14 protein-coding genes are annotated in these 12,770 nt (G+C 38.1%); all 14 read left to right on the top strand.

Annotated elements, in window-relative coordinates:
- Window positions 1–584, top strand: a 584-nt coding sequence (locus ACR2MV_RS02860) for a hypothetical protein (RefSeq protein ID WP_434020387.1), incomplete at its 5' end; no start/stop codon positions are given.
- A 144-nt stretch (window positions 585–728) separates the two neighbouring features.
- Window positions 729–1,679, top strand: coding sequence for an SDR family oxidoreductase (locus ACR2MV_RS02855; protein ID WP_434020386.1), 951 nt, complete (start codon window positions 729–731; stop codon window positions 1,677–1,679).
- A 10-nt stretch (window positions 1,680–1,689) separates the two neighbouring features.
- Complete coding sequence (locus ACR2MV_RS02850; RefSeq protein WP_434020385.1) at window positions 1,690–2,601, top strand: helix-turn-helix domain-containing protein; 912 nt, start codon at window positions 1,690–1,692, stop codon at window positions 2,599–2,601.
- A 3-nt stretch (window positions 2,602–2,604) separates the two neighbouring features.
- Window positions 2,605–3,117, top strand: coding sequence for a hypothetical protein (locus ACR2MV_RS02845; protein ID WP_434020384.1), 513 nt, complete (start codon window positions 2,605–2,607; stop codon window positions 3,115–3,117).
- A 49-nt stretch (window positions 3,118–3,166) separates the two neighbouring features.
- Window positions 3,167–3,322 (top strand): hypothetical protein, encoded by a 156-nt coding sequence (locus ACR2MV_RS02840; protein WP_434020383.1) that lies wholly within the window; start codon window positions 3,167–3,169, stop codon window positions 3,320–3,322.
- A 67-nt stretch (window positions 3,323–3,389) separates the two neighbouring features.
- A complete protein-coding gene (locus tag ACR2MV_RS02835) occupies window positions 3,390–5,249 on the top strand; it encodes an NAD(P)-binding protein (protein WP_434020382.1) in 1,860 nt (619 codons plus the stop codon).
- Window positions 5,250–5,446: 197 nt separating this feature from the next.
- The gene (locus ACR2MV_RS02830) at window positions 5,447–6,943 is read left to right on the top strand and encodes a serine hydrolase (RefSeq protein ID WP_434020381.1); all 1,497 of its coding nucleotides are present in this window, start codon (window positions 5,447–5,449) and stop codon (window positions 6,941–6,943) included.
- 132 nt (window positions 6,944–7,075) lie between these two features.
- A complete protein-coding gene (locus ACR2MV_RS02825) occupies window positions 7,076–7,984 on the top strand; it encodes a haloalkane dehalogenase (RefSeq protein ID WP_434020380.1) in 909 nt (302 codons plus the stop codon).
- A gap of 63 nt (window positions 7,985–8,047) precedes the next feature.
- Complete coding sequence (locus ACR2MV_RS02820) at window positions 8,048–9,157, top strand: Gfo/Idh/MocA family protein (RefSeq protein ID WP_434020379.1); 1,110 nt, start codon at window positions 8,048–8,050, stop codon at window positions 9,155–9,157.
- Window positions 9,158–9,167: 10 nt separating this feature from the next.
- A complete protein-coding gene (locus ACR2MV_RS02815) occupies window positions 9,168–10,295 on the top strand; it encodes an alpha/beta hydrolase (protein ID WP_434020378.1) in 1,128 nt (375 codons plus the stop codon).
- Window positions 10,296–10,324: 29 nt separating this feature from the next.
- Window positions 10,325–11,089 (top strand): arylamine N-acetyltransferase family protein, encoded by a 765-nt coding sequence (locus ACR2MV_RS02810; protein WP_434020377.1) that lies wholly within the window; start codon window positions 10,325–10,327, stop codon window positions 11,087–11,089.
- A gap of 217 nt (window positions 11,090–11,306) precedes the next feature.
- Window positions 11,307–11,834 carry a nuclear transport factor 2 family protein gene (locus ACR2MV_RS02805; protein WP_434020376.1) on the top strand — a complete coding sequence of 176 codons (528 nt, stop codon included), beginning with the start codon at window positions 11,307–11,309 and terminating at the stop codon, window positions 11,832–11,834.
- 36 nt (window positions 11,835–11,870) lie between these two features.
- Complete coding sequence (locus ACR2MV_RS02800; protein ID WP_434020375.1) at window positions 11,871–12,380, top strand: hypothetical protein; 510 nt, start codon at window positions 11,871–11,873, stop codon at window positions 12,378–12,380.
- Window positions 12,370–12,759, top strand: coding sequence for a bleomycin resistance protein (locus ACR2MV_RS02795; RefSeq protein ID WP_434020374.1), 390 nt, complete (start codon window positions 12,370–12,372; stop codon window positions 12,757–12,759). Before ACR2MV_RS02800 ends, ACR2MV_RS02795 begins: the two co-directional genes overlap by 11 nt.
- Window positions 12,760–12,770: the final 11 nt, after the last annotated feature.

Genomic DNA, 12,770 nt, shown 5'->3' with positions numbered 1-12,770 from the left:
TAAAAGAGAGGTTTAAGAATAATCATACCATTCTGCGGGGAGGACCCATAAAAGGATGGAGAGATCCTGCTTTAGACATCTTATATTGGTGTTTAAAACTTCATCAGAATGAGGCAATCATTGCGCCTGGTTCAGGACTCGATCACTTGCAGTTCATTGACGTCAAGGATATAGGTAGGTTTGCGATTATGGCGGCAGAACATAATATGACAGGAGTTTATAATTGTACAGGCCCTAAAGAAAATGACTTGATTTGGAAAGACTTTTTGGAAGGAGCTAAAAAACAATTCAATTCTCAATCTGAACTAATCTGGGCCAGCGAAGAATTTTTAGCTGCCAATCATGTTGCAGCATTTAGTGATCTGCCCTTATGGACACCTTTGTCTGAAGACGCATTTATGCAAATTAGTAATGAGAAGCTGGTGACAACAGGCTTTAAATTTACACCTATTGAATCTACGTTGAACGATTGCATGGATTGGTATCGATCTGATATCAATAAAGAAATAGCCTATGGAACCGAGGCTGTTGGTATGGGTTTGAACAGAGCCAAAGAATTGGAGTTGATTGATAAGTTGAAATAATACTCGCTGAAATTGAATCTAATAAACCTCGTATTTTTCTCAAAAACCAAAAAGTATACAAGATTCGAAAATCTGTGCAAGGCAGAATGATAGCCTGCATCTTACCTTTGTCCTATGATTTTAAATAAGAGAAAATAAGCGATCATGAAGACAAATCAATTCGGAAAAAAAGGATGGACACCTGAGTTAATGAAATCTCAGAAAGGAAAAACGTATGTGATTACCGGGACCACTAGCGGGACAGGATTTGAAGCAGCAAAGATATTTTTGTCTAAGGGAGCAAAAGTTGTGATGTTAAATAGGAATCCTAAAAAATCTACAGACGTCATCGCGACTTTAAAACAAGAACTTGGAAACGATATAGATGCGATGGCTATAAAAATGGATCTGGCAGAACAAGCCTCTGTAAAGAAAGCTGCCGAAGAGGTTGTTAAAACAGTTGCTAAAATAGATGCCTTGATCTGCAATGCAGCCATTGCCCAGGTGCCTAAACAAACCTTAACAGTAAACGGCTGGGAAAGTCAAATGGGAACGAATTACTTCGGAAATTTTAAGCTTCAAGCCTTGCTCTTCCCGCTTATTGAGAAATCAAAAGGACGAATTGTAACCGTTGGCAGTATGGGCTATGATATGGGGATAAAAACCATCAATTTTGATGATATGAATTGGGATAAGGGTTATAATGCCAACACGGCCTATAGCCAGAGTAAATTAGCTCAAATTATGAGCATTTATGAATTACAGCATAGATTGGAACAAGCGGGTAATACAGCTGTCAAAGCCTATGCCTGTCATCCGGGAGCTTCAAGAACGAACTTGATCAATACCAGTGGTGGTTTTATGGTGAAAATCATCTATAAGCTCATGATGCTTTCACCATTAGTACAATCGGCTGAAAAAGGAGCATATCCACAATTAATGTGTGCGACAGAATCAAATTTAGACCAAAGTGGTTTTTATGGCCCAACAGGAAGAAGCAATTGGGTTGGCCCGGTTGGCGCACATAAAATAGAGCCTCATGCCAAAGACAAGGCAGTGTCAGAAAGATTATGGGATCTTTCGGAAAAAGAAACCGGAATTACGTGGAATTTGTAAATTAGCTCATATGCAACATTTTAAAACCTTATCAGCCTATATAGATTATTTGGAGCTTCCGGGTCCGGAGCATCCTATGCTCAGCGTATTTTCTGCCACCGGTGATGGTTTCTTACCCTGTCCCAAAGAGAGTTCACCTCCGATTACCAACGATTGCTATTCTATTAGCTTAAAGAAGGTAGTGAAAGGTGATTTAAACTATGGTCGTACCCAGTATGATTTTACCAATGGCGCCTTGATATTTATTGCGCCAAGGCAAGTCTTGCAATGGGATAGCAGCGTGGTGTTTGAACAAAAAGGCTTTTCGATTAACTTTCATGAAGATTTTATCAAAGGGACCGAACTGGCCCACGAGATCAAGAAGTATGGCTTCTTTTCTTATTCAGTTAATGAAGCGCTCCACCTTTCGCCTAAAGAGGAAAGGCAGATTGAATCTATCGTGCAAGGTATTGACATAGAATACCAAAACAATCAAGATGAATTTAGTAAAGACATCATTATTTCGCAACTAAGTACCCTTTTTAAATATGCCAATCGATTTTACGAAAGGCAATTTTTAAACCGAAAGGAATTGTCGATTGATCTGTTGGAGCAGTTTAACCAAAAGTTAAGGGCAAATTTTGATTCTGGGCAATTAGCCGAAAAAGGGATTCCAAGCATTGAACAGCTTGCAGATCAGTTGTCGGTTTCTCAGCGCTACTTAAGTGATACCCTGAAAAAAGAAACAGGAAAAACTTCTACCGAGCATTTACAATTGTACCTGATCGATGAAGCGAAGAATATTTTACTGAATCCGAATAAATCGATCGCTGAAGTTGCCTATGAATTGGGCTTTGAATACCCGCCTTATTTTTCCAGGTTATTTAAAAAGAAAGAAGGTATCAGCCCAACAGCATATAGAGAAAAATATAAAATGAACTAAACCATGGAAGTATTAAAATTAGCCACAGAATGGGCGAAAGCTGAAGTTTTTTCTACAAGGTTCTTCATCTTATTTGCCATCTTGTTTTTGATAGCAAGTATAGGATTTTGGCAGCTGGGAAAAACCGAAATGGCCAGGGCCTACATCATTCCTTCCCTGGTAGCTGGGGTTTTATTGTTGACCATAGGGCTTGGATTGTTTTATACGAATAAGTCAAGAATAAATCAATTTGAAACTGCCTATCATAAAGATGCCTCTGCATTTGTGGCATCAGAATTTAACCGTATTGAAGGAACTTTAAACGAATATCGAACCATTGTTTTTACAGCCATTCCACTTATTATTACTGCTTGTGCTTTGGTCATTATATTCGTTAAATCACCTGTTTGGCGCGCAAGTATGATTACTACCATTGCGATGATGATTGTTATTTTATTGGTAGACGGCACTGCACATGCACGAATTGAAACCTATAAAAAGCAATTAGAACAGGTAGATAAGGGTCAGATAAAATGAGTAAATTCATAGCATCGAACTTTCAGGTTTATTAAAACAATACTGTCAGATGGTATATAGAAACTATTTTGCTAAAAAGGCAATTATCCTAAAACAGGTTCAGAAGAATGAGCTCCCGGAAAAAAATGCTGCAGAAGTTAGGGCATACAAGGAGCTAGACCAACAAGGGATGCTCACTTTGGTGATGGAGATGAAATTTAACTAACTTTAAATTCTGGCTTTCGGTAGGTGCGAAGCGTGTGAAATACCTGGACTAAACTTAATTAAAAAAGATGAAAAAAACTGACGAGCAATTGGGAATGAGTAAGGCAATTGCTCGAAGGGATTTTATACAGGCAACAGGCCTGGCTTCATTGGCTTTTATGCTCCCGTCAGGATGTGTTTCTAAAGATAAAGATTCTGTGCCTCCTCTACAGGAGTATCCACCTATAAAGACCGGAATGCGCGGTTCGCATGACGGCTCTTTTGAAACTGCACATGCCTTGGCTCGAGAAGGGAAACAATTTGACAATCCGGTTGATTTAAATGAATATTATGATCTTGTTGTGGTGGGAGCAGGTATCCGTGGCCTAACAGCTGCCTATGAGTATCGCAAAAAATTTGGTTCGGCCTCAAAGATTCTCATTCTGGATAATCATGATGATTTTGGCGGTCATGCCAAACGAAATGAGTTCAATCAATCTTCTCATACGCGCTTATCATGGGGAGGCACTATGAATTTGGAGTATACAGGTTTTAGTACTTCAGTGCTGGACTTGATTGCTGACTTAGGAATTGATGTAAATAGCTTGCACAAAAAGCTTGATTTTCATTACGGAAATGACAAACCAGCTATTTGGTTTGATGAAGAGACCTTTGGTAAAAATATACTGATTCCAGGGTTTTCGGTTTTTAGCAGAAATGAAGATGCACTCGATAAAATAGATCAGTTCCCTTTGAGTGATGCGGGAATTAAAGCCTTGAAGGATTTTTATGCGAATGACAGCAATGTACTTGAAGGACTGACGGAGGCAGAGATTGATGAAGTACTCTATAAAACGAGCTATACTGATTTTTTAGATACATATTGTAAACTGCCCCAAGAAGTAATCGAATTATTTATTAAATCTACAGACGGTTATTGGGGGGTTCAGACGCATAGTTTGTCGGTTGCCGAAACTTTAAGTGCATGGCTTCCGGGAGCTCATAGGCTGGGTGATTCGGCTGAAAAAGTTATTGGCAATGAAGAATCGGAAGATGTTGCCATGTTTCCGGACGGAAATGCAACCATTGCACGCCTTTTAGTGTGCTCGTTAATACCAGAGGTCTGCCCTGAAGCTACTGCGAAAACCATTGCCATGGACAAGCTTGATTATTCGAAGCTTGATGCATCTGGTAAGGCCATCAATATTCGTTTGTCATCCACGGTGGTTCGGGTGAAAAATAAAGATGACAAGGTCGAGGTAAGTTATGTTCAGGAAGGAAAAACATGGCGCATAAAATCTAAACACAGCGTTTTAGCTTGTTATCATTCCATTATTCCTCATATCTGCCCTGAGCTTCCTTCTCATCAGAAAAAAGCGCAGCAGTACCAGGTAAAACATCCGATGCTTCTTACAAATGTACTGATCAAAAATAGCAAAGCACTTGACCAACTCGGGATTTCCGGAGCCTATTGTCCGGGACGTATGCATGCCAAGATGTTTATGACAAAAGGTGTGGAAACTGCTGGTTATGCACCTGATTTCGAAAAGGATGAAGCGGTGGCTTTGATGTTTTGGGGTATGATGGAACCTCCTGAACGTGATGTTCATATTCACGATCAGCTTCGGAAAGCAAGAATGTCACTTTTTGAAAAGAAGTTTGAAGACTTTGAAAGAGAAGTGCGAGAGGTGCTGGACGGTTTGCTGGGACCTGCAGGATTTGATGTGAACAGCGATATTTTGGCCATTACTGTAAACAGATGGTCCCACGGCTATTCCTATGGATACCTCGATCTTTGGGATGAAGAATATAAAGCTGGTGAAGCTCCTCATGAGATCGCCCGTCAACCGATAGGAAATATAAGTATTGCGAACTGCGATGCGGCTGCTTCAGCGTATACGCAATCCGCCATCGAAGAGGCTTTTCGAGCTGTCGATGAACTGGGATAAACACCTTATTTCCCTGGGTCGAAAAACAATAGTTCAATAGCTTCATTCAACATGTTTGAAGAAGAAATCGGAATGCATATTCTTTAACAGTCAAAAATCGGTTGTCTTATCATTAAACTATTTCAATTAGATGAATTAAAATTGTAACAAATAACTGATTCGACAGACTTATCCCTCATCAATCAAAGAATTATAAAATGAGTATATCATTTAGAGGAATCATATGTGCTTTCTTAATTTTTACAACTGCAGGCTCTTTTGCTCAAAATGCAGGAAAAGAGTTCAGCAGTGATTCTGTATTAATTGAAAAAATTGACCAGTATCTGTATGCGAGTGAGGTCAATGGTTTTTCGGGAGCTGTTTTGGTTTCTAAAAAAGGCGAAATACTGTTATCTAAAGGTTACGGGTGGGCTGATCGAAAAAACAAAATACCTGCTCATCCATCTACCGTGTTTAATATTGGTTCTGTAACCAAACAATTCACTGCGTCGGCGATTTTAAAATTGGTGGAACAAGGAAAAATTAAAACATCGGATAAAATAAGCACGTATTTTGATCAGACTCCCATAGATAAAAAGGACATTACTATTCATCAATTATTAACGCATACATCTGGAATTTCCAAAAGAACGGGTGGTTTTAGATATGATGAAGCAAGTAAGGAAAAGTTTTTAACTGAGTTTTTTGAATCAGAATTACAGTCAAAACCCGGAACAATGCATCAATACGCCAATGCAAACTACATCATGCTCACTGCGCTGTTGGAATCGGTTTCAGGTCAAAGCTATGGTACTTTTCTACAGGACTATTTTTTTGAACCTTCCCAAATGAAAAGTACAGGATATAAGAGTATCAGTTTTAGTACGGAAAGACTGGCACATGGATACTACTATCATGTAAATGATGAGAAATGGGCGGACTGGGGAACCACCCAGCAGCATTTGCCATACAACGAAAATCATTGGTATAGCATTGGGAAGGGAGATATTCATTCAAGCGTGGAAGATTTATATAAATGGCATGTTGCTTTACAAAATAATGTGGTGCTAACACCCCATTCCAGAATGATTCAGGAAACTTCACATGTAGCCGAAAATGATAATTCAACATCATATTATGGCTATGGCTGGGCCATATCTACAAGCAACAGGGGAACTAAAGTAGTTGCTCATAATGGTAGTAACGGATTGTATTTTGCGGATTTCGTGAGATATATGGATGAGGATGTAGTGGTTATTTATATTACAAATTCTTTTTTGGGACATGAATCGGAAAACGTCGCCAGAGAAATAGGCAGAATGATGTTTGATGTCAGCTATAAGGCTGCGCCACTTGCTAAAAACAGTTATCAATTAATTCATGAATTTATGCACGTAAATTCTTTTGAAAATGCTGAAGAATTACCTGGTTTTTTAGAGAAACAACTGAATGCCGAATTTAACGACCACGCAGTACTTAATCGTATCGCTTATGGTCGGTTAAAGAAAGAAGAGGCACCTGGCTGGGCCTTAGAACTGTTTAAACTTAATGTGACATTATTTCCTGAAGATGGTAATTTATGGGATTCATTGGGTGAAGCATACCTCAAGTATGATCAAAAAGAAGCAGCCATAGAATGTTATACCAAGGCAGTAGCACTTGGGAGTGAAGGTTCAAAGAAAACGTTGAAGGAATTATTAGAAAAGAACGATTGAAAGGTCAGTTGCCTGAAGGATTGCCTTATCTTGAATCCACATAAAAAAATGAAGTATCTTGTAGCTTGAAAAGCAGTTGTTAAAATATGCTATGGCATTTAATAAGGACTGCACAGAACAAATGTAACTCATATGGGCAAAATTATTCGAACACCTGAAAACAGCTTTGAAAACTTAGAAAATTATGATTTCCAAAGTCATTATATAGACATAGCAGAGGGTCTAAGAATGCACTATCTTGACGAAGGAAACAAGAACAGCCCTGTTGTGTTATTGCTGCATGGAGAACCAAGCTGGTCCTATTTGTATCGCAACATGATTCCAGTTCTCGCAGATAAATTTCGAGTGATCGCTCCTGATTTGATCGGATTTGGAAAGTCTGATAAATTTGTGGATAAAAAGGATTATTCGTATCAAAAGCATCTGGACTGGATTTCTGCATTTATAACGAAGATAGATCTGAAGAATATTCTTCTTTTTTGTCAGGATTGGGGAGGTTTGATTGGATTGAGAATTATTACGGAATTGAGTGATAGATTTGATATGGTTGTTGCCTCCAATACCACCTTGCCGACGGGCATGGTTGCGATGCCGGAAAGTTTTTTAAAATGGCGGGAATATTCGCAGTATTCACCTGGGTTTGATATTGGAAAAGTAATTGATATGGGCACTGTACAGGCGCTTTCTGAAGAGGTCTATAAAGCATATAATGCTCCTTTCCCTTCTGAAGAATTTAAAGCAGGAGCAAGAATTTTTCCAACTTTGGTGCCTGTAGAAGCGGATGACCCGGAATCTATTAAAAACAGGAAGGCCTGGGACAAATTGAAATCATGGCAGAAACCATTTCTGACTATTTTTGGAGAAAAGGACACGATTATGATCGGCGCTGAAAAAGCTTTTCAGAAATTAATACCTGGAGCAAGTGGGCAGCAACATGAAATTCTACATGCGGGACATTTTATACAAGAAGAGAAGGGGGAGGAACTGGCAGCCTTGATCATCCAATTCTATGATAAAAATACCAATAATAGCACAAGCTAACCAGAAAATAAATTCAGGGTATTACATGATCTTTCAGTACCTTTCAATCGGAATCTTAGAGCTATGAGGATTAAAAATCTATTTACGTTTGCTGTCATTACTTTAGTGTCAATTCATTTAATGGCACAGAAAGATCCTGTAAAAATAGGTGTCATCGGTCTAACTCATACGCATGTGCATTGGATTCTTGGTAGAGAAGATCGTGGCGATATTGAAATAGTTGGAATTGTTGAACCGAATCGTGAGCTGGCAGCGCGTTATTCTAAACAACATGGTTATGCCATGAGCCTTGTCTATGAATCCATGGAGGAAATGCTCGCAGCTGTTTCTCCGGATGCAGTAACTGCTTTTGGAACTATTTATGAACATCTTGAAGTGGTCGAAACTTGTGCTCCTCGAGGAATTCATGTGATGGTAGAAAAGCCACTGGCAGTGAGTATGGAACATGCCAAAAAAATGGAATTACTGGCCAAAAAACACAACATCCATTTGCTTACTAATTATGAGACAACCTGGTATCCTACAAATCATAGAGCTTATGAGCTGATCGAATCAGGAGCTGTCGGAGATGTGCGAAAAATTGTAATTCGAGACGGACATAGGGGGCCAAAAAAAATAGGAGTTAATACAGAATTTTTAGAATGGTTGACGGACCCTGTTCAAAACGGTGGTGGCGCCCTCATGGATTTTGGATGTTATGGTGCAAATTTAATGACCTGGCTGCAGCATGGACAAAGGCCAATTACGGTAACTGCGGTCACACAACAGCTACAAAACGAGAACAATCCCAAAGTTGATGACGAAGCAACTATTATTTTAACCTATGAGGCTTCAAATGCACTCATTCAGGCATCATGGAATTGGCCTATAGGAAGAAAAGACATGGAGGTATATGGGCTGAAAGGTGCAATTTATGCCGATAATCGCAACAGTCTTCGAGTAAGAATAGCGGAGGGCTACGATGAATATGAGGAGAAATCTTATATTCTTGAGGAACGCCAAAAACCAATGGACGATCCTTTTTCTCTCTTTGCGGCGGTGATCAACAAAGAAATTGAATTAAGGGACTATGATCTTTCTTCTTTGGAAAATAATATGATTGTGATGGAAATACTAGAAGCTGCTCGGGAAAGTGCTAAGCTGAAAAAGACCATAACACTTAAAAAGAAATAAAACGTCATCTATGAGAATCTTCTTGTTTTTCTATTTATGCTGTTTTGTGAGTTACATCAGTACAGCACAAGTTAATGGTTCGCAGATTATTGTTGGTACCCAGCATACAATTCAATCTTCAGTTTTAGATCAGGAAAGAACCATTCAAATCTATATCCCTGATGGATACACCGAGTCAGAGAAAGAATATCCGGTGCTTTATATATTGGATGGGCAGTGGTATTTTCTGAGTGGTGTCGCTGTTCAAAAGGCCTTACGAACTCCAGGAGCTATTCCTGAAATGATTGTTGTAGGTATTCACAATAGTAATCCCTTAAGAAGAACCTTGTTTGATGAAGAAAATGAAAAGTTCACAGATTTTCTAGAGAATGAGGTCATTGCATATATTGATTCAAATTACAGAACCAACAAAGAGCGTGTTATTTTTGGTTGGGAAGCAGCTGCTTATTATCTAAGTGAATTGATTTTTAAACGGAGTGACCTGCTTAATGGGATCCTTATTTCCGATGGAGGGTATGCCACAGAAGACGTAGTTAAATCCTTTGATTCGAAGCAAGATAAATACCTGTTTATGGCCAATTCAAAAAAGGATATCTACTATATTGGTTCAACGGAGGCATTTAATGAAATATTGCAAAAGAACGAGCCCGAGAATCTCATTTGGAAATATGAGTTGTTTAATGATGAAGTGCATGAAACTTTGGCACATCTGGCCATTTATAAAGGTTTGAAATACTATTATTACAATTATGATTCCCCTGTTTTTGAAAGTATTCAGCAGTATATTGATTTAGGAGGCATGGATTATCTGAATGCTTATTTTGAAAACCGGGCGCAGCGATTTGGAGGTGATGGAAATATTGATGAAAGCACCAAGAACGGGTTAATCTGGTTGGCCTGGAATCGAAATGATTTTGAATATTTTTCTATTTTTATGAATGAGTTTAAAGATGTTTTGAGCACTAAAAGATACGCCTCGGCCTATTGGCAAAATCGTTTCGGGCAATTTTATTTGAAACATAAAGACTTCAAAAATGCCCTTCTTTATTTTGATAAGGGCCTTAAAAATTACCCGGATTCAAATTTTGAGCAAGACATGAGACAGGGATTGGAAGAGGCAAAAAAGGGAATGAACTAGGCATCGTAAAATACCAGTTTTAATTGAGCATGAACATCAATAAATACCTCGAAAGAATTAAGTATAAAGGAGACTTAGAACCTGGATTTAATGTTTTAAAAAGTTTGCAGAGAACCCATCTGTTACATATTCCATTTGAGAATTTGGACATTCATTATGATGTGACCATAGAACTATCAATTGACAGGATTTTTGAAAAAATAGTGAACCAAGGCCGTGGTGGGTTTTGTTATGAATTAAATGGCCTGTTCTTTGAGTTACTGATATCCTTAGGTTTTGATGCAAAAAGAGTGGCAGCTCGTGTTTACAGCCAAGAAAAGGGGTTTGGTAAACAATATGATCATTTGGCAATAGTTGTTAAGATTAATGAAGTTGAATATCTAACGGATGTAGGATTTGGTGATTTTACATTTGAACCATTAGAGATCAATGAGGGACTGGTTCAATATGATCAAAAAGGAACTTTTAAAATTGATAATTTCGAAAACGATTATCTGCAGGTCAGTAAAATTGAAGAAGGAAGTGCAACGCCAGCTTATATTTTTAAAAATATAGCCCGGGCGTTTAAAGAATTTCAGGCGATGTGTACTTATCATCAAACAAGTTCTGAATCCCATTTTACGCATAAAAAAATGATCAGCATACCAACTGAGGATGGACGAATCACTCTTTCAGGCAATTCTCTGAAAATAACGACCAATGGAGCCGAGAAAAGTATTGAATTTCCTCAGGAAATGTTTGGAGAGAAATTACTTGATTTTTTTCAGATAGATGAATCCAGGATAAAGAAATAAATGACCTTTTACTCATTTTAAATGACTTCACCAGGACATATTTTCTTGGACTTTGAAAAAGGTTATTCTAGTTGCGTACACATACTTTGTAGTTTTATCTCCCGCATAATTGAAAATTGATACGTTCGCTTTTAGCAATAAATTAAAGTTGGAATCGGTATATAAGGGAGAATATTGATAAATTAGTGCTTACATCAGGAACAGAACTAGATTTTAAATGAAAAAAATATCAATTTTAGCCCTCCTTATTTGTTTGCTTCCGATTACTCAAGGATGTGAAGATACTAAAAGAGACCTTAGTGCATCGGAAAGAAAAGTTGTCATAGAAGACGCTAAAAAGACAGTACAAAAAGTGTTTGAATCTTCTAATAACCATCAGTTTTTAGAGGGATTACATTATTATTCCGGAGATTCAGATGCCTATTATACCAGTAATGGAGAAGTGTTTACCTTGGAAGAATTGAAAAAATCATATCGAGAGATCGCTCCATCTGTTGAAGTTTTAGAAAATTCAATTGATACATGGAATGCAACATTTTTATCTGCAAATACGATTGCTTTTACGCTTCCGCTACACTTAAAAATGAAACTGGTAGGAGTGCCGGAATATAACGGGCAACTTGTCTGGACTGGCATTGTTCAAAAAAGAGATAAACAATGGAAGATTGTGCAAAGTCATGAATCCTGGTTAAATTGTGTAGAGGTTGCTGCCGCTTTTACTCCAATACCTTCAGAGAATGAATAGAATTAGCACAGGACGAATTAACAAATCAAACGAGTCATGAAAACAAAGTTACTTTTAGTACTGGTAATTATTATTTGCTATTCAGTGTCGGGGCAATCCGCCGACCATACTTATGCTGAGGATGTTAAAACCATAGATGCAATTATTGAAGCCTATTATGAAGTGGTTTCGGGCTCAAGTCAGGATCCCTGGCAATTTGAAAGAGATAAGTATATTCATTCAAGTACTGCAGTTATCAATAGGTTAGATAATAGCGGCGCAATAGAATCGCACTCGCTGGAAGCGGAATATATTCCGATGGGATTAGCCCCAAAAAAAGATTTCTATGAGAAGGAATTAAAAAGGAGTGTTAGTCATTTTGGGCATATGGCGCAGGTATGGAGCGCCTTTGAAATAAGAAATGAACCAACAAAAGGAAGCAATGTAAGGGGACTGAACAGTATTCAACTTCATTACGAGAATGGAAGGTGGTGGATAGACAGTTGGACCTGCGAAATGGAAACTGAAAAGAATCCTATTGTAACTGAATTTTTAAATGAAGAGTAGTACTTACAAGAGAAATATGTTGACAGCGATACATCCTAAATTACCCATGCGTGATAAGCAAGTCACCAGAGATTTTTATTATAATAAGTTGGGGTTCAAGGAGTTTGGTGATGTTGATTACGATTCTTATTTAATGTTGGAAAAAGGTCATATTCAAATTCATTTCTTTGAATTTAAAGGGCTGAACCCCGCAGAAAACTATGGGCAGGTTTATATCAGAACTGATGATATTGAGGTGTTTTATGAGTCATTGGTAAATCGGAAAACCGTTATTCATCCAAATGGACACTTAGAAACTAAACCCTGGGGTCAAAAGGAATTTTCAATATTAGATCCAGACAATAACCTTTTAACATTTGGACAAGGTATTGCTGATTAATTCATTATATA

The organism is Lutimonas sp. (assembly GCF_051011215.1).
GTDB lineage: Bacteria > Bacteroidota > Bacteroidia > Flavobacteriales > Flavobacteriaceae > Lutimonas.
The sequence above is the reverse complement of the archived record's forward strand: the minus strand, read 5'-3'. Positions and strand labels throughout refer to the sequence as shown.